This is a genomic window from Streptomyces sp. NBC_01363, assembly GCF_026340595.1.
In the GTDB taxonomy this organism is placed as follows: domain Bacteria; phylum Actinomycetota; class Actinomycetes; order Streptomycetales; family Streptomycetaceae; genus Streptomyces.
On sequence record NZ_JAPEPF010000001.1, the window covers coordinates 3,106,792 to 3,126,977 of the forward strand.

The 20,186-nt window shown below is 71.5% G+C and carries 16 protein-coding genes; 12 read left to right on the forward strand and 4 right to left on the reverse strand.

The window, feature by feature from the left end; genetic code table 11:
• Positions 1-168 precede the first annotated feature (168 nt).
• The 3 genes from OG611_RS40645 (at position 169) to OG611_RS14335 (ending at position 4,410) form a co-directional block, all read left to right on the forward strand.
• Positions 169-624 (forward strand): ComEA family DNA-binding protein, encoded by a 456-nt coding sequence (locus OG611_RS40645; protein WP_323180187.1) that lies wholly within the window; start codon positions 169-171, stop codon positions 622-624.
• Complete coding sequence (locus OG611_RS14330; RefSeq protein ID WP_266419368.1) at positions 621-3,230, forward strand: ComEC/Rec2 family competence protein; 2,610 nt, start codon at positions 621-623, stop codon at positions 3,228-3,230. Before OG611_RS40645 ends, OG611_RS14330 begins: the two co-directional genes overlap by 4 nt.
• Before the next feature lie 295 nt (positions 3,231-3,525).
• On the forward strand, positions 3,526-4,410 hold the full coding sequence (locus OG611_RS14335; protein WP_266419370.1) for a YceI family protein: 885 nt from the start codon (positions 3,526-3,528) through the stop codon (positions 4,408-4,410).
• Between the two features lie 118 nt (positions 4,411-4,528).
• Here OG611_RS14335 and OG611_RS14340 read toward each other — a convergent pair whose 3' ends face one another.
• Positions 4,529-4,774 carry a hypothetical protein gene (locus OG611_RS14340; protein ID WP_266419373.1) on the reverse strand — a complete coding sequence of 82 codons (246 nt, stop codon included), beginning with the start codon at positions 4,772-4,774 and terminating at the stop codon, positions 4,529-4,531.
• Positions 4,775-4,918: 144 nt separating this feature from the next.
• On the opposite strand from OG611_RS14340, the gene holA reads away from it, so the two are divergent.
• Positions 4,919-5,905, forward strand: a complete 987-nt coding sequence (gene holA / locus OG611_RS14345; RefSeq protein WP_266419375.1) for a DNA polymerase III subunit delta — start codon at positions 4,919-4,921, stop codon at positions 5,903-5,905.
• A 331-nt stretch (positions 5,906-6,236) separates the two neighbouring features.
• Here holA and rpsT read toward each other — a convergent pair whose 3' ends face one another.
• Entirely contained in the window at positions 6,237-6,503 is a 267-nt protein-coding gene (gene rpsT, locus OG611_RS14350) for a 30S ribosomal protein S20 (RefSeq protein ID WP_124717766.1), read from the reverse strand.
• 215 nt (positions 6,504-6,718) lie between these two features.
• On the opposite strand from rpsT, the gene lepA reads away from it, so the two are divergent.
• From lepA to hemW, 4 genes are all read left to right on the forward strand, one after another.
• Complete coding sequence (gene lepA, locus OG611_RS14355) at positions 6,719-8,593, forward strand: translation elongation factor 4 (RefSeq protein WP_266419379.1); 1,875 nt, start codon at positions 6,719-6,721, stop codon at positions 8,591-8,593.
• A 339-nt stretch (positions 8,594-8,932) separates the two neighbouring features.
• Positions 8,933-10,822, forward strand: coding sequence for a long-chain fatty acid--CoA ligase (locus OG611_RS14360; protein WP_266419382.1), 1,890 nt, complete (start codon positions 8,933-8,935; stop codon positions 10,820-10,822).
• A 210-nt stretch (positions 10,823-11,032) separates the two neighbouring features.
• Entirely contained in the window at positions 11,033-12,958 is a 1,926-nt protein-coding gene (locus OG611_RS14365; RefSeq protein WP_266425857.1) for an ATP-binding SpoIIE family protein phosphatase, read from the forward strand.
• 72 nt (positions 12,959-13,030) lie between these two features.
• Complete coding sequence (gene hemW, locus OG611_RS14370; RefSeq protein WP_266419385.1) at positions 13,031-14,272, forward strand: radical SAM family heme chaperone HemW; 1,242 nt, start codon at positions 13,031-13,033, stop codon at positions 14,270-14,272.
• A gap of 37 nt (positions 14,273-14,309) precedes the next feature.
• Here hemW and OG611_RS14375 read toward each other — a convergent pair whose 3' ends face one another.
• Together OG611_RS14375 and OG611_RS14380 are read right to left on the reverse strand one after the other, a co-directional pair.
• The gene (locus OG611_RS14375; protein WP_266419387.1) at positions 14,310-15,131 is read right to left on the reverse strand and encodes a DUF3097 domain-containing protein; all 822 of its coding nucleotides are present in this window, start codon (positions 15,129-15,131) and stop codon (positions 14,310-14,312) included.
• A gap of 32 nt (positions 15,132-15,163) precedes the next feature.
• Positions 15,164-15,886, reverse strand: coding sequence for an MBL fold metallo-hydrolase (locus OG611_RS14380; protein ID WP_266419389.1), 723 nt, complete (start codon positions 15,884-15,886; stop codon positions 15,164-15,166).
• Between the two features lie 198 nt (positions 15,887-16,084).
• Between OG611_RS14380 and hrcA the strand changes: the two genes are divergently transcribed.
• The 4 genes from hrcA (at position 16,085) to OG611_RS14400 (ending at position 20,182) form a co-directional block, all read left to right on the forward strand.
• Positions 16,085-17,101: a heat-inducible transcriptional repressor HrcA gene (gene hrcA, locus OG611_RS14385; protein ID WP_266419393.1), complete on the forward strand. Its 1,017-nt coding sequence runs from the start codon at positions 16,085-16,087 to the stop codon at positions 17,099-17,101.
• Complete coding sequence (gene dnaJ, locus OG611_RS14390) at positions 17,102-18,238, forward strand: molecular chaperone DnaJ (protein ID WP_266419396.1); 1,137 nt, start codon at positions 17,102-17,104, stop codon at positions 18,236-18,238.
• Positions 18,239-18,362: 124 nt separating this feature from the next.
• Complete coding sequence (locus OG611_RS14395) at positions 18,363-19,439, forward strand: nitronate monooxygenase (RefSeq protein WP_266419398.1); 1,077 nt, start codon at positions 18,363-18,365, stop codon at positions 19,437-19,439.
• Positions 19,436-20,182 carry a 16S rRNA (uracil(1498)-N(3))-methyltransferase gene (locus OG611_RS14400; protein ID WP_266419400.1) on the forward strand — a complete coding sequence of 249 codons (747 nt, stop codon included), beginning with the start codon at positions 19,436-19,438 and terminating at the stop codon, positions 20,180-20,182. Before OG611_RS14395 ends, OG611_RS14400 begins: the two co-directional genes overlap by 4 nt.
• The last annotated feature ends 4 nt before the right edge of the window (positions 20,183-20,186 follow it).

Consider the following 20,186-nt stretch of genomic DNA (forward strand, 5'->3'; position numbering starts at 1 on the left):
GTCGCGGCCGGAGCCTTTGCCGCGGTGCACTTCTGGTCCGCGCGCCCTCACTCCGTGCGCGCGCCCGATCCGGTCAACGAAGCCGCGAACGCCCCGACATCGCCCTCGACATCGCCCCCGGCGTCGGACGACGCCGAAGTGCCGGAGCCGTCAGCGGGATCGCCGCCCATGACAGGGCCGGGCGGACACATCGTCGTCGACGTGAGCGGAAAGGTGCGAAGGCCTGGTGTCCTTCAACTGCCATCCGGAGCAAGGGTCGCCGATGCGTTACGTGCGGCGGGCGGAGTCCGGGCCGGAGCGGACCTCACCGGGCTCAACCGGGCGCGGGTGCTCATGGACGGGGAGCAGATCGTGGTGGGCGCCCCATCCGGCCCCTCAGCCGTCGGCGGGACGGGAGGAGCGGCGGTGGGCGGCGGCGGGAGCTCTTCGGCCGGCCCGGTGAGCCTCAACACCGCGACCGTCGAGCAGTTGGACACGCTGCCCGGAGTCGGCCCGGTTCTCGCCCAGCACATCGTCGACTACCGCGCACAGCACGGCGGCTTCCGGTCCGTCGATGAACTGCGTGAGGTCAACGGAATCGGTGACCGACGGTTTGCCGACCTCCAACCGCTGGTGGGGCCATGAGTCACCTGGATGTCCATGCGGCGTCGGGCCGTCGGCTCGGCGCCTCCGAGCCGCGGCAGGAGGGCCCGGTCGATCTTCGCCTGGTCCCGCCGGCCATGGCGGCCTGGGCCGGAGCGGCGCTGGCGCTGAGCGCGCCCGGGCAGTGGACCACCACGAGCGTGGTGCTCTGCGTGGGGGCGGCCATGGTGCTCCTGGCCATGTCGGGAGCCTCGGCAACCCGTGCGCTGCGCAGGGGACCCACCTCGCCGCACAGGCCGTCCGCCGGCACCGGGGGAGCGGCGGCGGAGGGCGAGGGTGAGGGGGAGAGCGGAGCTGCGGTACGTGGTCGGCGGCCGCGTGCCACGGCGACCGCCACCGCTGCGGCGTTGCTCTGCGCGGCGGCCGGGGCCGCATCGGCCGGGTTGCACAGCGCGGACGTACGGCAGGGGCCGGTCCACGTGCTGGCCCAGCGGTTCGCGAGGGTCGAGGCGGAGGTGACGGTGACGTCCGACGCCCGGCGGACCCTGCCCCGGGTGCGCGGCGACCACAGCACGCCCGTGTCCCTCCTCGTGGACGTCGAGATCACCCGGCTGACCGACCCCGACGGCGCGGTCACCAGGTTGAGTACGCCAGTTCTGCTGATGGTCTCGCCCGGCGGATCGATGGGGCAGTGGCAGCAACTGCTGCCTTCCACGCAGCTGCGTGTCGGCGGCCGATTGGCGCCACCACTGCACGACGGGGAGCGCAATGCCGCCGTACTGCGACCCGAGGGCAAGGGCCCGCCTCGCATCCTCGGGCCTCCTTCCTTCCTCCAGCGCACAGCAGGCGCGCTGCGAGGCGGTCTGCGACAGGCGACCGAGCGGCTCGAACCCGATGCGCGGGCTCTTCTGCCGGGCCTGGTGGTCGGCGACACCTCACGGATCCCTCCCGAACTGCACGAGGCGTTCAAGGCCGCCGATCTCACCCATCTGATGGCGGTCTCCGGTGCCAACCTGGCGATCCTGCTCGTCCTCCTCATCGGACCGCCCGGCACAGCGCTTCGCGCCGAACGCCGCGGGCTGGCGCCCCGGTTGGGGATCCCGCTGAGACTCACGGCGCTGCTCGGCGGCGGGCTCACGCTGGCCTTCGTCATCGTCTGCCGACCCGAGCCGAGCGTTCTGCGGGCAGCGGCCTGCGGGCTGATCACTCTGCTCGCCATCGGCACGGGGCGGCGCAGATCACTGATTCCCGCGCTGGCAGCCGCCGTTCTGCTGCTGGTGCTCTACGACCCGTGGATGGCGCGCAGTTACGGTTTCGTCCTCTCCGTACTGGCCACCGGCGCTCTGCTGACCATCGCGCCGAAATGGAGCGACGCGTTGCAACGGCGCAGAGTTCCGCCCCGGCTCGCCGAGGCGCTGGCCGCGGCGGCCGCCGCGCAGGCGGTCTGCGCGCCGGTCGTCGTGCTGCTCGCCTCCCGGGTCAGTCTGGTGGCGATCCCGTGCAATTTGCTGGCCGAGTTCGCGGTGGCACCGGCCACGATCCTCGGGTTCGCCGCACTCGCCCTGGCACCGGTCGCCATGCCGGTGGCGGAGCTGCTCGCCCGGATCGCGGGGTGGCCGGCCGGCTGGATCGCCACGGTGGCCCACACCGGGGCTGCCCTGCCGGGAGCGGAGATCGACTGGCCCGACGGTGGGAAGGGGGCGGTGCTGCTCACCGCGCTGACCGTTCTGGTGGTGCTCTTCGCCCGTCGAATCGTGCGTCATCCCTGGGTCTGTTCGGCCGCCGCGCTGCTGTTGATCCTGGCGGTGTTGCGCCCGGTGCCGCTCACCCGCGTGCTGACCGGATGGCCGCCGCCGGACTGGGCGTTCGCGATGTGCGACGTGGGGCAGGGGGACGCCCTGGTGCTGGCCGCGGGGGACGGTGCGGGGGTGGTCGTCGACGCCGGACCCGATCCTTCCCTCGTCGACCGGTGCCTTCACGACCTCGGCATCACGGAGGTGCCGTTCCTGGTGCTCACACACTTCCACGCCGACCACGTGCAGGGTCTGCCCGGTGTGCTGCGGGGCAGGGCGGTGGGCGCGATCGAGACGACGAGCCTGGACGAACCCCCGGACCAGGTCGCGTTCGTACGGAGGACGGCGGCCGGCTCGCGCGTGCCCCTGGTTCGGGCCGCCCCCGGGGAACGCCGCCGGATCGGGGCGCTCGACTGGCGGGTTCTCTGGCCGACGAACGCCACGGGGCCCGGTGGAATATCGCCGGATCGGGGCGCCGGGCCCGTACCGCTGGAGCCGAACGATGCCAGCGTCACCCTGTACGTCCGGGCCGGCGGATTGACCCTGTTGCTCCTGGGAGACCTCGAACCACCGGCACAGCAGGGGCTGTTGCGCAGGTATCCCGCGCTGCCGCGAGTGGATGTGCTCAAGGTCGCCCATCACGGCTCGGCCTATCAGGACCCGGCTCTGCTGCGCAGTGCGCACCCGCGGTTCGCCCTGGTGAGCGTGGGCAAGGACAACCCGTACGGTCACCCGGCAGCCCGTACCGTCGACGCGCTCAGAGCGAGCGGCGCCGTGGTGCTGCGTACGGACACCGACGGCGCGATCGCCGTGACGGGTGCCGGGCCTGGGCTGCGAGCGGTGGGCCGGTCATGACCGCGCCCTCCGAGAACCGCGGCGCGTGCGGAAACGGAACAAGGGGGCGGATACGGAGCAGGACGGCGTGTGCGGAACAAGGTGGTGTGCGGGGAATGAAGGGCTTTGGGTCCGGCCGACGGAGTGATCAATTCGGACCTTCGGTAACACCTCCCCCCAAGCCCCTGCGAGCTGCTCTGTTTGCCTCGAACGCCACAATGGTGATCGAATGCATGCTCGTCGGTGGGCCGCTGCTCCGACAGAGACGTCCAGCCGCCGGGGCCCAAGGTGAATCGTCCCCGGGGGAAGGTGGAAGATGTTCGGTCGTTGGCTGAATAGCAGGCGAGCGGCGGGGGCCGCGCAGGGCAACGCCCTTGCCGGACTCGACGTGCCGCGCACCGCCGGACTGCTCAGTTGCCGCGTGCTCGACCCCGTCAACGAGGTCGTGCCGCTGGCCGAGTTCGCGGTCACGGACGGCGCGGGCCGTAAGGTCTTCGGCGGTGAGACGGACCCGTTCGGCAATGTGCTGGCCACCGTCCCGGCCGGTGAGTACCGGTTGGCCGTCACTGCCGAGGGCTTCACCCCGTTCCACGGCTCGGCCACGGTGGTCGAGGGCGGTCACGCGAGTCTCGGCGATGTGACCCTTCAGCTGTCCGCGCCTCCGCAGCTGCCCGCTCCGGGCGAGTGGGAGGTCGAGCCGACGCACTCGCAGATCGGCTTCACCGCCCGGCACATCGGCCTCGCGCGCATTCACGGCCGGTTCAACACCTTCGCGGGTGCGGTGCGGATCGCCGACCGCATGGAGGACTCGGCCATGCACGTGATCATCGACGCCGCGTCGATCGACACGAACGTCCAGATGCGGGACGACCACCTGCGCTCCAGCGACTTCCTCGATGTCGGGCGCTACCCGACGATGGAGTTCTACAGCGACCGTTTCGTCCACCGGGGCGGCACCCGCTGGGGCGTGACCGGTGCGCTCACGCTGCACGGCGTCAGCCGCACGGTCACGCTGGACACCCAGTACCTCGGCCTGGGCAACGGCCTGGAGGGCGAGACCCGCGCCGCCTGCCGGGCCACCACGGAACTGCACCGTGAGGACTTCACCCTGACCTGGCAGACCATGCTGGCCCGTGGCATCGCGGCCGTCGGCTCCAGCATCTCCATCGACATGGACATCCAGATCGTCCCCAAGAGCTGAGCCCGCCGCCGGAGACCGAGGGACGTCAGGAGCCGGGCGACCTCGTGCCGGCCGCCGATCCGCCGGACAGGTCTGACTCGCCGGGCAACTCTGCCCTGCCGGACAACTCTGACAGGTTCTAAGGCGCTTCGAGCCAGCCCTCGTACTCCGCGGCGAAGGCGTCGAGTGCCGAGGCGTCCAGTCGTGCCGACGGGTCCTCCACGACCACCAGCCACTGGACGTCCTCGGCGTCGTCCTCGCCGGCCAGTGCGTCGCGTACGAGCTGGGGCTCCTCGGCGACCCCGAACCGGTCGGTCAGCTCTCCGGCCACCTCCTCCGCGGCATCGCGGTCGGGCAGCACCAGCACATGTCTCACATCGCTCACCGGCCCATTCTCCCGTACGGCGTGGACCGCCCCGCCGGCGACGGGAGCCGGACCGCCCGGCGAGCGAGGGAGTCCGGCGAGTGCGGCGGGTGCGGGAGTCCGCGGAGTCCGGGCTGTCAGTGGTGCGTGGGATGCTGGAGGGCGATGGCCACCAGAAGGAATTCCACCGACGATCCGCTCGCACCCCTCACGCTCGCCGTGGGTCAGGAGGATTTGCTCCTCGACCGCGCCGTGCAGCAGGTGGTGGCGGCGGCCCGTGCCTCCGACCCCGACACGGATGTCCGCGACCTCACCTCCGACCAGCTCCAGCCCGGCACCCTCGCCGAGCTGACGAGCCCTTCGCTCTTCGCCGAGCGCAAGGTGGTGATCGTGCGCAACGCTCAGGACCTCTCCGCCGACACGGTCAAGGACGTCAAGGCGTATCTCGGCGATCCGGTCGAGGAGATCACCCTCGTGCTGCTGCACGCGGGCGGCGCCAAGGGCAAGGGCCTGCTGGACGCGGCGCGCAAGGCAGGGGCGCGGGAGGTCGCGTGCCCGAAGACGACCAAGCCGGCCGAGCGGCTGTCGTTCGTACGGTCGGAGTTCCGGGCGCTGGGGCGTTCGGCCACGCCCGAGGCGTGCCAGGCGCTGGTCGATTCCATCGGCAGCGATCTGCGGGAGCTGGCGAGCGCGGCCTCGCAGCTCGTCGCGGATGTCGAGGGCACCATCGACGAGGCGGTCGTCGCCCGTTACTACACGGGCCGTGCCGAGGCGTCGAGCTTCACGGTCGCCGACCGTGCGGTGGAGGGGCGGGCGGCGGAGGCGCTGGAGGCACTGCGCTGGTCGCTGTCGACCGGGGTGGCGCCGGTGCTGATCACGAGTGCTCTGGCGCAGGGTGTACGGGCGATCGGCAAGCTGTCCTCGGCTCGCGGGGGGCGGCCCGCCGACCTCGCCCGTGAGCTGGGCATGCCGCCGTGGAAGATCGACCGGGTGCGGCAGCAGATGCGTGGCTGGACGCCCGACGGGGTGGCCCTGGCCCTGCGGGCGGTCGCGGACGCGGATGCGGGCGTCAAGGGCGGTGGCGACGACCCGGAGTACGCCTTGGAGAAGGCCGTGGTCGCGGTGGCGCGGGCGGCGCGGTCGGGCCGGTAGCCCCGGGGCGGGGCCGACCGTCCGGCAGGTGCATGTGCGCCGGAGGGCCGAAGTTCCTGGCAGGAGCATGTACCCCGAACGCTCCGGCAGGTGCGCGTACGCCGAAAGGCCGAAGCGCCTGGCAGGAGCATGTACCCCGAAGGCCCCGGCAGGTGCGCGTACGCCGAAGGCCCCGGTTCTCGCTCTGGGGAGAGCGGAGCAGGGGCCTTCGGTTCAAGCTTGGTGCGCCGCACCCGCGTGGCGAACGCAGGTTCGGTGTGCGGCGCGGGGTGCCGGTCAGGAGCGGGAGAGAGGGCCCGCTGGGTCCGTCCCGGCGATCACATCAGAATGCTCAGCCCTGGAGGGAGGCAACCTTGGAGGCCAGCGCCGACTTCTTGTTGGCGGCGGCGTTCTTGTGGATGACACCCTTCGAGACGGCCTTGTCGAGCGCGCGGGAGGCGTCGCGAGCGGCCGTGGTGGCCTTCTCGACGTCACCGGCGGCGGCAGCCTCACGGGCCTTGCGGATAGCGGTCTTGAGCGAGGACTTGACGGCCTTGTTGCGCAGGCGCGCCTTCTCGTTCGTCTTGTTCCGCTTGATCTGGGACTTGATGTTCGCCACGAAAGAGCCTTTTCAGGTTCGTTGGATCTTCGATGTGCGCCCCACGGCCTGAGAGAGTCGCGAGGCACAGCTGTCAACGGTACCAGCCCCACTCCGACCGGCCCAAACCGGTCTCCGCCCCGCAACCATGGGACGATGGAGGCTACGTATCGATCCGACCGAACCGACATCGACCCGAGACACGGCGTTCGGCGTCTCAAGAATCAGGACCCTGCGTGCCCGCGACTCCTACCAACGTGCCCGAGCCGAGCCGTACCGACCCGGCGCTGATCCGCAACTTCTGCATCATCGCGCACATCGACCACGGCAAGTCGACCCTTGCCGACCGGATGCTCCAGCTGACCGGCGTGGTCGACCAGCGGCAGATGCGCGCTCAGTACCTCGACCGTATGGACATCGAGCGCGAGCGCGGCATCACCATCAAGTCCCAGGCCGTGCGTCTGCCCTGGGCGCCCACCACGGGCGAGGGCCAGGGTCGCACCCATGTCCTCAACATGATCGACACCCCGGGCCACGTGGACTTCACCTACGAGGTCTCCCGCTCGCTCGCCGCCTGCGAGGGCACGGTCCTGCTGGTCGACGCCGCGCAGGGCATCGAGGCCCAGACGCTCGCCAACCTCTACCTGGCGATGGAGAACGACCTCACCATCGTCCCGGTGCTCAACAAGATCGACCTGCCGGCCGCGCAGCCCGAGAAGTTCTCCGAGGAGCTGGCCAACCTCATCGGCTGCCAGCCGGAGGACGTGCTCAAGGTCTCCGCGAAGACCGGCGTCGGCGTGGACGCGCTGCTCGACCGGGTGGTCAGGGACGTCCCGGCCCCGGTCGGCAGGGCGGACGCCCCGGCCCGCGCGATGATCTTCGACTCGGTCTATGACTCGTACCGCGGCGTCGTCACGTACGTCCGTGTCGTCGACGGCCAGCTCAACAAGCGCGAGCGCATCAGGATGATGTCCACCGGCGCCACCCACGAGCTGCTGGAGATCGGGGTCTCCTCCCCGGAGATGACCCCGGCCGACGGCCTCGGCGTGGGTGAGGTCGGCTACATCATCACCGGCGTGAAGGACGTCCGGCAGTCCAAGGTCGGTGACACCATCACCTCCCTGAACAAGGGTGCGACCGAGGCGCTGGGCGGCTACAAGGACCCCAAGCCGATGGTGTTCTCGGGTCTGTACCCGCTGGACGGATCGGACTACCCGGACCTGCGCGAGGCGCTGGACAAGCTCCAGCTCAACGACGCCGCCCTGGTGTACGAGCCGGAGACCTCCGCGGCGCTCGGCTTCGGCTTCCGTGTCGGCTTCCTCGGACTGCTCCACCTCGACGTGATCCGGGAGCGGCTGGAGCGCGAGTTCGGCCTCGAACTCATCGCCACCGCCCCCAACGTGGTCTACCGCGTCGAGATGGAGGACGGCACCGAGCACACCGTCACCAACCCGAGCGAGTTCCCCGAGGGCAAGATCGACAAGGTGCACGAGCCCGTCGTGCGCGCCACGGTCCTGGCCCCCAGCGAGTTCATCGGCGCGATCATGGAGCTCTGCCAGAACCGGCGCGGCACCCTGCTCGGCATGGACTACCTCTCCGAGGACCGGGTCGAGATCCGCTACACCCTGCCGCTCGCCGAGATCGTCTTCGACTTCTTCGACCAGCTGAAGTCCAAGACGCGGGGTTACGCCTCGCTCGACTACGAGCCCACCGGTGAGCAGTCCGCCCACCTCGTCAAGGTCGACATCCTGCTGCACGGCGACAAGGTCGACGCGTTCTCCGCGGTCACGCACAAGGACAAGGCGTACGCGTACGGTGTCCGGCTCGTCGCCAAGCTGCGCGAGCTGATCCCGCGGCAGAACTTCGAGGTGCCGATCCAGGCCGCCATCGGCTCCCGGGTCATCGCCCGCGAGACCGTCCGCGCCATCCGCAAGGACGTCCTCGCCAAGTGCTACGGCGGTGACATCTCCCGTAAGCGGAAGCTGCTGGAGAAGCAGAAGGAAGGCAAGAAGCGGATGAAGATGGTCGGCAACGTGGAGGTGCCGCAGGAGGCCTTCATCGCCGTGCTGTCCACGGACGAGTCGGGCGGGGAAGGCAAGGGCAAGAAGTAGCCCGTCCCGGCCGGAGCAGCGACCCGAGGTCCGGCTCCGACCGCCCCTACCCGGTGGTAGCCCGAACGGGCCCCTGTGTCGCAGCACCCCGCGACGCAGGGGCCCGTTTGTTATGAAGCGGCGGCCCGTTGCCTCTTACGCGGTGGACGCGGGCGCTCTACCCTGATCACGGCTTCGTAGTTACTCGCCAGTTAAACAAGCCTCGCGCGGAACAGGCCCCGCAGAACGGCGGAACAGGCCCCGCAGAACAAGCGCCGCAGGATCAAGCACGCAGACACCCGTAGGAACAAGCAGCAATCAGCAGCCGGTCGTGAAGCACCCGCAGGCCCGGAGGACGTCGTGAGCGACACACTGACCTTGATCGAGAACCGACCGCCCTCCGTGGCGAACCTCTTCATCGACCGCGTGGCGGCCACCCCGGACGGGGAGGCCTACCGCTACCCCGTCCCCTCGGCCACCGGTGCGGGACCCGATGAGTGGAAGTCGCTGAGCTGGGCGCAGGCCGCCGAGCGGGTCTACGCCGTCGCGGCAGGACTCATCGGTCTGGGCGTGCGGCCGGAGGAACGGATCGCGCTCGCGGCCGGTACGCGAGTGGAATGGATCCTCGCCGACCTCGGTGTGATGTGCGCGGGCGCCGCCACGACCACGATCTACCCGTCGACCAACGCGGAGGAGTCGGCGTTCATCCTCTCCGACTCCGGGAGCCGGGTGCTGATCGCCGAGAACGCCGCCCAACTGGCCAAGGCCCGCGAGCGCCGCGCCGAGCTGCCGGACCTCGCCCATGTCGTGGTCATCGACCCCGAGGACGCCGGACCCGCCGAGGGCGACCCGGAGGGCTGGGTGCTCACCCTCGCCGATCTGGAGGCCCAAGGCACCGCGTACCTGGCGGAGCACCCCGAGGCGATCAAGGAGCGGGTCGCCGCCATCACGGCCGACCAGCTGGCCACCCTCATCTACACCTCGGGCACCACCGGCCGCCCCAAGGGCGTGCGCCTGCCGCACGACAACTGGTCGTACATGGCCAAGGCCACCGTGGCGACCGGCCTCATCACCAAGGACGACGTCCAGTACCTCTGGCTGCCGCTCGCGCACGTCTTCGGCAAGGTCCTCACCTCCGGCCAGATCGAGGTCGGCCACGTCACCGCCGTCGACGGCCGGGTCGACAAGATCATCGAGAATCTGCCGGTGGTCCAGCCGACGTACATGGCCGCCGTGCCCCGTATCTTCGAGAAGGTCTACAACGGCGTCGCCGCCAAGGCGCGGGCCGGCGGCGGGGCCAAGTACAAGATCTTCCAGTGGGCGGCCGGGGTCGCCCGGGAGTACGCGACGGTCTCGCAGGACAACTTCCGGCACACCGGCACGGCCTCCGTCCCGTTCGCGCTCGGCGCCAAGCACAAGGTCGCCGACACCCTCGTCTTCGCCAAGATCCGCGAGGCCTTCGGCGGCCGGCTGCGCGCCTGCGTCTCCGGCTCGGCCGCGCTCGCCCCCGACATCGGCCTCTTCTTCGCGGGCGCCGGCATCCACATCCTGGAGGGCTACGGCCTCACCGAGACCAGCGCCGCCTCCTTCGTCAACCCGGGCGAGGCCTACCGCACCGGCACCGTCGGCAAGCCGCTCCCCGGCACCGAGGTACGGATCGCGGACGACGGCGAGATCCTGCTGCGCGGCCCCGGTCTGATGGAGGGCTACCACGGGCAGCCGGAGAAGACCGCCGAGGTGCTGGAGTCGGACGGCTGGTTCCACACCGGCGACATCGGCGAGCTGTCCGTGGACGGCTATCTCCGGATCACCGACCGCAAGAAGGACCTGATCAAGACGTCCGGCGGCAAGTACATCGCCCCGGCGGAGGTCGAGGGACAGTTCAAGGCGGTCTGCCCGTTCGTCTCCAACATCCTGGTGCACGGCGCGGACCGCAACTTCTGTACCGCCCTGATCGCCCTCGACGAGCCGACCATCCTCGGCTGGGCCGCCGAGAACGGCCTGGGCGGGAAGCCGTACGCCGAGGTGGTGGCCTCCCCGCAGGCCGTCGCGCTCATCGAGGGCTATGTGAAGCGGCTCAACGAGGGGCTGCAGCGCTGGCAGACCATCAAGAAGTTCCGGCTGCTGCCCCGCGACCTCGACATCGAGCACGGCGAGCTGACGCCCAGTCTGAAGCTGAAGCGGCCGGTCGTCGAGCGCGAGTACAAGGGCCTCATCGACGACATGTACGCGGGGACCCGCGAGGCCTGAGCCAGGTCCTCGCGGACCGGCCGCACGGTGCGGTTGCTTCTGTTCCTCCCCGCTCATTTTCTCCGCTCACTTCGGCAACTCGCTGCTTATGGGCATGGTCCATCTGTCACTCTGTCGGTGTCGTCAGCGCCGCCCAACGAGAACAGACAGACAGCAACGAGAACAGACAGAGCGAGAACAGGCAGGAGCTGCACCGTGGGGCCCATTCCCTTGCAGCGGGACATCGTTCAGCGTCCCGGTATTCCCGCAGGCCGTGCGGACGCGCGGCCGGTCGCCCATACGTCCCTGCCCGGAAACCTCCTCGCACCCTCCGCCGCCCGCCGGTTCGTCCGGGCCGCGCTCGGCGAGTGGACCGGGCTCGGACTGCCGGCGGCCGTGGGCTTCAGCGAGCGCGTGGCCGAGGACGCGGAGGTGGTCGTCAGCGAGCTGGTCACCAACGCGGTCGTGCACGCCGGGACCAACGTGGAAGTGCTCGCCCGGCTGGAGGAGGCCACCGAGGACGAGGTCGCGGCCCTGGTGCTGGAGGTCTCGGACCACCATCCGGCCCGCGCCGTGCGCAGCGACCGCCCGGAGACCGGAAGTGCTGCCGAAGCGGCGGAGGGCGTCGGCCTCGTCGGCCCCGACGAGCCCGCCGAGTACGGTCGCGGGCTCCAGCTCGTCGGCACCCTCTCCGAGCGCTGGGGCATCACCTATCGCACCGGCCTCAAGACCGTCTGGGCCCGGCTTCCCGTGGACGACTGGAACCCGTTCCCGGAACCGGCGGCCGAGCCCGAATTCCAGCAGGGGCTGCGCGCCGCCGAGCTGCTCGCCCCCACCGCCCGGCGCGCGCTGCGCGACGACGCGGACTGGGCCGGCCGCGGCGCGCTCTCGTTCCTCGCCGAGGCATCCGACCTGCTCGCCGGCCAGCTCGACGAGGACATCGTCGCGGCGCTCTCCGGGCAGTTACTGGTGCCCAGACTTGCCGACTGGTGCGCGATCTGGCTGGAGCCCGAGAACGGCGGCCCCTCGGCCGTCCCCCGGCTCGCCAGCGTCTGGCACCGGGACGAGGCCGAGACCGGGCAGCTGCGCACCGTGCTGGAGCAGGCCCCGATCCGGCTCCCCGAGCGGGTCGGTACCGGGCCTGTCTCCATGCCGTGGCCCGGCGGCGAGGAGGAGGGCGCGGAGGCCGAGGAGCGCGCCGCGTCCGCCCTCGCCTACCGGATCACCTCGGGCGGCCGGACACTCGGCGCCGTACTCCTCGGCCGGGAGGGCCTCGCCCGTGTCCCCGACGAAGTGACCGCGCTCATCGAGGACTTCGTGCGCCGGGTCGGCCTCGCCGTCGGCGCGGCCCGCGCCTACACCCGGCAGGCCACCATCAGCCGCATCCTGCAGCGCGCACTGCTGCCCGGCAAGGTCGCCGACATACCCGGGGTCTCCAGCTCGCTGGTGTACGAACCCAGCGACGACGGAGTCGTCGGCGGCGACTTCTACGACATCTTCCCGTGCCCCGGCGACCGCTGGTGCTTCGTGCTCGGCGATGTGCAGGGCAGTGGCCCCGAGGCCGCCGTCGTCACCGGCCTCGCCCGGCCCTGGCTGCGGCTGCTGGCCCGGGAGGGCTTCGGTGTCGGCGAGGTCCTGGACCGGCTTAACCGGCTGCTCCTCGACGACGCGATGGAGGCCGCCGAGGCGGCCGCGCTCATGGTGGCCGCCGCCGGCGGCCAGCAGACGGCGGACACCGGACAGTCCCGCTTCCTGTCCCTGCTGTACGGAGAGCTCGTACCGCTGCCCGGCGGCGGGGCGCGCTGCACCCTGGCCAGCGCCGGCCACCCGCTGCCGCTGCTGCTGCGGCCCGACGGCGAGGTGCGCCCGGCCGCCGAGCCGCAGATTCTGCTCGGGATCTTCGACGACGTCGCGTACGAGAGCGAGAGCTTCGAGCTGGCGCCCGGCGACAGCCTGCTGTGCGTCACGGACGGGGTGACGGAGCGGCGCTGCGGGCCGCTGATGTTCGACGACGGGGACGGACTGGCCCAGGCGCTGGCCGGCTGCACCGGGCTGTCGGCGGACGGGATCGCGGACCGGATCAAGCGGGCGGTGCACGAATTTGCCGAGCGTCCGCCCGACGACGATCTGGCGCTGCTGGTGCTCCAGGCCGGGTGAGGACCCGCGTCCGGGGGCGGGCGACCTCAGTGATTACGGCCGTGGCCGAGGGTTCCCCGGCGGCGAGCGACAATGGGCGGTATGCCTTCCGTACTGCCCGATGGTGAATCCGTACCCGACGACGGGGCGCTGCCCCGCCATGCCCTGGAAGGCGCCGCCGGCCGGCCGCTCGGCTTCTACCTGCACGTGCCGTACTGCGCGACCCGCTGCGGCTACTGCGACTTCAACACCTACACCGCGACCGAGCTGCGCGGCTCCGGCGGCGCGCTGGCCTCCCGGGACAACTACGCCGAGCATCTGATCGGCGAGGTCCGCCAGGCCCGCAAGGTCCTCGGCGACGATCCGCGCCCGGTCCGCACCGTCTTCGTCGGCGGCGGTACGCCGACGCTGCTCGCCGCCGCGGACCTGGTCCGGATGCTGGGGGCGATCCGTGAGGAGTTCGGGCTCGCGGACGACGCCGAGATCACCACCGAGGCCAACCCGGAGTCCGTCGGTCCGGCGTATCTCGCCGAGCTGCGGGAGGGCGGCTTCAACCGGATCTCGTTCGGGATGCAGAGCGCCCGGCAGCACGTGCTGAAGATCCTGGACCGTACGCACACGCCGGGCCGGCCCGAGGCATGTGTCGCCGAGGCCCGCGAGGCGGGCTTCGAGCACGTCAACCTCGACCTGATCTACGGCACGCCGGGGGAGTCCGACGACGACTGGCGGGCCTCGCTGGACGCGGCGATCGGCGCCGGGCCGGACCATGTGTCGGCGTACGCGCTGATCGTCGAGGAGGGCACCCGGCTGGCCCGGCGGATCCGGCGCGGCGAGATCCCGATGACCGACGACGACGCGCACGCGGACCGGTATCTGATCGCGGACGAGGCGATGGCCGCGGCGGGCTTCTCCTGGTACGAGGTGTCGAACTGGTCCCGTACGCCCGAGGGCCGGTGCCTGCACAACGAGCTGTACTGGCGCGGGGCCGACTGGTGGGGCGCCGGGCCCGGGGCGCACAGCCATGTCGGCGGGGTGCGCTGGTGGAACGTGAAGCACCCGGGCGCGTACGCCCAGGCGCTGGCCGAGGGGCGGTCGCCGGGGGCCGGACGCGAGATCCTCTCCGAGGAGGACCGGCGGGTCGAGCGGATCCTGCTGGAGCTCCGGCTCGCGGACGGCTGTCCCCTCGGCATCCTGGCCCCGGCCGGGCTGGCCGCTTCCCGCCGCGCCCTGGCGGACGGCCTCCTGGAGCCCGGCCCGTACGAGCGGGGGCGGGCGGTGCTGACGTTGCGGGGGCGGTTGCTGGCGGACGCGGTGGTGCGGGACCTGGTGGACTGAGGGCCGGGGCCGCGGGGCGGGGGCGCGGACCGGCGGGCTACGGTGCCGGCGCTGTCACGAAGTCGATCAGGTGCTCCACCGAACCCAGCAGGGCCGGCTCCAGGTCCCGGTACGAGTGGACCGTGGCCAGGATCCGCTGCCAGGCCGCGCCGGTGTTCTCCGGCCAGCCGAGCGCGCGGCACACGCCCGTCTTCCAGTCCTGGCCGCGCGGGACCACCGGCCAGGCCGTGATGCCCGCGGAGGACGGCTTCACCGCCTCCCACACGTCGATGTAGGGGTGGCCGACCACCAGCACGTTCGCGTCCGAGACCTGAGCGGCGATCCGGGACTCCTTGGAGCCGGGCACCAGGTGGTCGACCAGGACGCCCAGCCTGGCGTCCGGGCCGGGGGAGAACTCGCGCACGATGGCGGGGAGGTCGTCGATGCCCTCCAGGTATTCGACGACCACGCCCTCGATCCGCAGGTCGTCGCCCCAGACCCGCTCGACCAGCTCCGCGTCGTGCCGGCCCTCCACATAGATCCGTCCCGCCCGCGCGACCCGGGCACGCGCCCCGGGGACCGCGACCGAACCCGAGGCCGTACGGGCGGCGCGCACCGGAGCGGCGGCCGAGGGGCGTACGAGGGTGACCACCCGGCCCTCCAGCAGGAAGCCCCGCGGTTCCATCGGGAACACCCGGTGCTTGCCGAAGCGGTCCTCCAGGGTCACCGTCGGACCCTGGGCCGTCTTCTCGCAGCGGATCACCGCACCGCAGAATCCGGTGGAGACCTCCTCCACGACCAGATCGGGTTCGGCGGGGACCTCGGGGACGGGGGCGGACCTCTTCCACGGCGGGGTCAGGTCCGGCTGGTAGCTGCGCATCGGACGACGATAGGACGACCAGGCCCCGAGGGTCACGACACGCCGAAGCGTACGGCCAGTTGTTCGCGCTGTTCCCGTACGAACGCCGCGTCCACCACCGCCCCGTGCCCCGGCACGTACACCGCGTCCTCGCCGCCCAGCGCCAGCAGCCGGTCCAGCGAGGCCGGCCAGCGGGACGGGAACGCGTCCCGGCCCGCCTGCGGCTCGCCGGACTCCTCGACCAGGTCGCCGCAGAGCACGATCGCGGGGGAGCCGGGGACGACCGCCACGAGGTCGTGGCCGCTGTGTGCGGGGCCCACGTCGGCCAGCAGCACCTCGCGCCCGCCGCCCAGATCGAGCGTCCACTCGCCGCGCACCTCGTGCCGCGGCACCACCAGCGCGTCGACGGCCTCCGCCGCGTCGTGCTCGCCGACTCCGTGACGCACCGCCGAGCTGTGCAGGTCGTCCGTCCCCCGCTCCAGCAGCTCCGCCATGCCGACCGCCCCGTACACCTCGGCGCCGGAGAACGCGGCGGTGCCCAGGACGTGGTCGAAATGGGGATGGCTGAGTGCGATATGCGTCACCCTCCGGCCGAGCAGAGCCTGGGTCTGGGACCGCACCTCGGCACCCTCACGGAGCGTCGATCCGGTGTCGTAGAGGAGCACTCCGTCGGTTCCGGCCACCAGTGCGACGGTCGCGTCCCACCCGGGAAGGCGCCGCCTGCCCACTCCGTGACCGAGTCGCTCCCATCCGAACTCTTCCCAAGAGGCATCCATACCGGGACGCTATCGGCAAACGACCTGCACGGTCTCGCGGTAGCGTGGCCGGTCGCCCTTGCTAGGCCCCCACTCGGCCGCCGTACACTGGCCGGGGGATTGCTGGCACTCGCGTTGACAGAGTGCCAAGCGGATTCCTGGGCACAGGAACAGGAACGACCCGAGAACCACGAGGAAACACAGCTGGAGGTGTGCGCGATGCTCAGCGAACGCAGACTCGAAGTGCTTCGCGCCATCGTCCAGGACTATGTCGGCACGGAGGAGCCCGTCGGCTCCAAGGCGCTCACCGAGCGGCACAAGCTGGGGGTCTCCCCGGCGACCGTCCGCAACGACATGGCGGTGCTGGAGGACGAGGGCTTCATCGCCCAGCCCCACACCAGTGCCGGACGCATCCCGACGGACAAGGGCTACCGGCTCTTCGTCGACAGGCTCGCGGGGGTCAAGCCCCTCTCGTCGCCGGAGCGCCGTGCCATTCACAATTTCCTCGACGGCGCGGTCGACCTCGACGACGTCGTGGGCCGCACCGTACGGCTGCTCGCGCAGCTGACCCGGCAGGTCGCCATCGTGCAGTACCCCTCGCTGACCCGGTCGACGGTGCGGCATGTGGAGCTGCTGTCACTGGCAGCCGCCCGGCTGATGCTCGTGCTGATCACGGACACCGGCCGGGTCGAACAGCGCATGATCGACTGCCCCGCCCCGTTCGGCGAGACCTCTCTCGCCGATCTGCGGGCCCGGCTCAACAGCCGGGTCGTCGGACGCCGTTTCGCGGACGTCCCGCAGCTGGTGCAGGATCTGCCGGAATCCTTCGAGAGCGAGGACCGGGGAACCGTGTCCACCGTGCTCTCGACCCTGCTCGAAACCCTTGTCGAGGAGACGGAGGAGCGGCTGATGATCGGCGGCACCTCCAACCTCACCCGCTTCGGGCACGACTTCCCTGTGATGATCCGGCCGGTGCTGGAGGCACTGGAGGAGCAGGTCGTGCTGCTGAAGCTGCTCGGCGAGGCCAAGGACTCGGGCATGACCGTACGTATCGGGCACGAGAACGCCCACGAGGGGCTCAACTCCACGTCCGTCGTCGCGGTCGGCTACGGTTCGGGCGACGAGGCAGTCGCCAAACTCGGCGTGGTCGGACCGACCCGCATGGACTACCCCGGAACGATGGGAGCGGTACGCGCAGTGGCACGTTACGTCGGACAGATCCTGGCGGAGTCGTAAGTGGCCACGGACTACTACGCCGTACTCGGCGTACGCCGCGACGCATCCCAGGACGAGATCAAGAAGGCATTCCGTCGGCTCGCCCGCGAGCTGCACCCGGATGTCAACCCCGATCCGAAGACCCAGGAGCGGTTCAAGGAGATCAACGCCGCCTACGAGGTGCTGTCGGACCCGCAGAAGAAGCAGGTCTACGACCTCGGCGGCGACCCGCTGTCCGCCTCCGGCGGCGCCGGCGCGGGCGGATTCGGACAGGGCGGCTTCGGCAACTTCTCCGACATCATGGACGCGTTCTTCGGCACGTCGTCGCAGCGCGGACCCCGTTCGCGCACCCGGCGCGGCCAGGACGCGATGATCCGGCTGGAGATCGATCTCGCCGAGGCCGCGTTCGGCACCACCAAGGACATCCAGGTCGACACGGCAGTCGTCTGTACGACCTGCAGTGGCGAGGGTGCCGCACCCGGCACCTCCGCCCAGACCTGTGACATGTGCCGCGGCCGCGGCGAGGTCTCCCAGGTCACCCGGTCCTTCCTCGGCCAGGTCATGACCTCGCGGCCCTGCCCGCAGTGCCAGGGCTTCGGCACGGTCGTGCCGACCCCGTGCCCGGAGTGCGCCGGCGACGGCCGCATCCGGTCGCGCCGCACGCTCACCGTGAAGATCCCCGCCGGTGTGGACAACGGCACCCGCATCCAGCTCGCGGGCGAGGGCGAGGTCGGCCCCGGCGGCGGCCCGGCCGGCGACCTGTACGTGGAGATCCACGAGCTCTCGCACGCGGTGTTCCAGCGCCGCGGCGACGATCTGCACTGCACGGTCACCATCCCCATGACGGCGGGCGCGCTCGGCACCAAGGTGCCGCTGGAGACGCTCGACGGCCTGGAGGAGGTCGACATCCGGCCGGGCACCCAGTCCGGCCAGTCGGTCCCGCTGCACGGACGCGGCATCACTCACCTGCGGGGCGGCGGGCGCGGCGATCTGATCGTGCACGTCGAGGTGATGACCCCGACGAAGCTGGACCCGGAGCAGGAGCGACTGCTGCGGGACCTGGCGAAGCTGCGCGGCGAGGAGCGGCCCACCGGCCAGTTCCAGCCCGGCCAGCAGGGGCTGTTCTCCCGGCTGAAGGACGCCTTCAACGGCCGCTGACCGACCCGGCACACCGTTCCCGGACGCCGGACGGGCCCGCTCGACGGGCCCGTCCGGCGTTTGAGTACAAAGCGGACCCCGTCCCGGGCACACCGGGCCGCGCGGGACGTGACACGATGCGGTCATGTCATCCGCGTTGACCGATCTCTGCCGGTATCCGATCGTGCAGGCCCCGATGGCGGGGGGCACGTCCTCCCCGCAGCTCGTCGCGGCCGTCTCCGAGGCGGGCGGGCTCGGTTTTCTCGCCGCCGGGTACAAGACGGCGGACGGCATGTACAACGAGATCAAACAGCTGCGAGGGCTGACCGGTCAGCCCTTCGGCGTCAATCTCTTCATGCCGCAGCCGGCGCTCGCCGACCCGAGCGCCGTCGAGGTGTACCGGCATCAGCTCGCGGGCGAGGCCGCCTGGTACGAGACCCCGCTCGGCGACCCGGACTCCAGCGGCGGCGACGACAACTACGACGCCAAACTGGCCATCCTCCTGGAGGACCCGGTCCCGGCCGTCTCGTTCACCTTCGGCTGCCCGACCCGCGACACCCTCGACGCGTTCGCCGGCGTCGGCACGTACACCGTCGTGACGGTCACCACGCCCGAGGAGGCCCAGGCCGCCCAGTGGGCGGGCGCCGACGCGGTCTGCGTCCAGGGCATCGAGGCGGGCGGCCATCAGTCCACCCACCGCGACGACCCGCAGGCCGACGGCGCCGGGATCGGGCTGCTCTCGCTGGTGTCCCAGGTCCGCGAGACCGTCCAGATACCGATCGTCGCCACGGGCGGGCTGATGCGCGGGTCCCAGATCGCCGCGGTGCTCGCCGCGGGCGCGGAGGCGGCGCAGCTCGGTACGGCGTTCCTCGTCTGCCCCGAGTCCGGGGCGAGTCCGCTGCACAAGCAGGCGCTGACCAACCCGCTGTTCGTACGGACCGCCCTGACCCGGGCGTTCTCCGGCCGCCCGGCCCGCGGTCTGGTCAACCGGTTCATGCGCGAGCACGGCCCGTACGCCCCCGCGGCCTACCCGCAGGTCCACTATCTGACCGCCGGACTGCGCAAGGCGGCGGCGAAGGCCGGGGACGCGCAGGGCATGGCCCTGTGGGCGGGGCAGGGACACCGGATGGCACGCGAGCTGCCGGCCGGCCGACTGGTCCGGCTGCTCGCCGAAGAACTGGACGCCGCACGGACGGCAGTGAGCACAGGGAGTACGCAGTGACCGCACCGGTCTTCGTCGTCGAACAGGTCCCCGGCGGGCCCGAGTTCGTCCTGGAGGGGCCCGAGGGCCGGCACGCCGTGTCGGTGAAGCGGCTGCGCGCCGGCGAGGACGTCGTGCTCACCGACGGGCGCGGCCACTGGACGGAAGGCATCGTCCTGGCCGCCGAGGGCAAGGACCGGCTCGTCGTCACCGATCTGACCGGGATCCGGGAGGAGCCCCGGCCCGCTCCCCGCATCACCGTCGTCCAGGCCCTGCCCAAGGGGGACCGCGGCGAGGTCGCCGTGGAGACGATGACGGAGACCGGTGTCGACGCGGTCGTGCCCTGGCAGGCAGCGCGCTGCATCACGCAGTGGAAGGGCGACCGCGGCCTCAAGTCCCTGGCGAAGTGGCGCAACACCGCCCGGGAGGCGGGCAAGCAGTCCCGTCGGGTGCGCTTCCCCGATGTGGCCGACGTGATGACGACCAAACAGGTCGCCGCGCTCGTCGCCACGGCGGACTTCGCCGCCGTCCTGCACGAGGACCGGGGGCACAGCAGTGAGCCGCTGGCCACTGTCCGGCTCCCCGCCCAGGGCGAGATCGTGCTGGTCGTCGGCCCCGAGGGCGGTGTATCGCCGGACGAGCTGGCGGTCTTCGCCGCGGCGGGCGCCCGGACCTGCCGGCTCGGGGCGAGCGTCCTGCGCACCTCGACGGCGGGCACGGCGGCGACGGCACTGCTGCTGGGGCGCACCGGCCGCTGGTCGTGAGCCC

Coding starts and splice junctions, on each gene's coding strand:
- OG611_RS40645 (WP_323180187.1), top strand. CDS start 169: ATGACAGGGCCGGGCGGACACATCGTCGTCGACGTGAGCGGAAAGGTG.
- OG611_RS14330 (WP_266419368.1), top strand. CDS start 621: ATGAGTCACCTGGATGTCCATGCGGCGTCGGGCCGTCGGCTCGGCGCC.
- OG611_RS14335 (WP_266419370.1), top strand. CDS start 3,526: ATGTTCGGTCGTTGGCTGAATAGCAGGCGAGCGGCGGGGGCCGCGCAG.
- holA (WP_266419375.1), top strand. CDS start 4,919: ATGGCCACCAGAAGGAATTCCACCGACGATCCGCTCGCACCCCTCACG.
- hemW (WP_266419385.1), top strand. CDS start 13,031: ATGGGCGGTATGCCTTCCGTACTGCCCGATGGTGAATCCGTACCCGAC.
- OG611_RS14375 (WP_266419387.1), bottom strand. CDS start 15,131: ATGCGCAGCTACCAGCCGGACCTGACCCCGCCGTGGAAGAGGTCCGCC.
- OG611_RS14380 (WP_266419389.1), bottom strand. CDS start 15,886: ATGGATGCCTCTTGGGAAGAGTTCGGATGGGAGCGACTCGGTCACGGA.
- hrcA (WP_266419393.1), top strand. CDS start 16,085: ATGCTCAGCGAACGCAGACTCGAAGTGCTTCGCGCCATCGTCCAGGAC.
- OG611_RS14395 (WP_266419398.1), top strand. CDS start 18,363: ATGTCATCCGCGTTGACCGATCTCTGCCGGTATCCGATCGTGCAGGCC.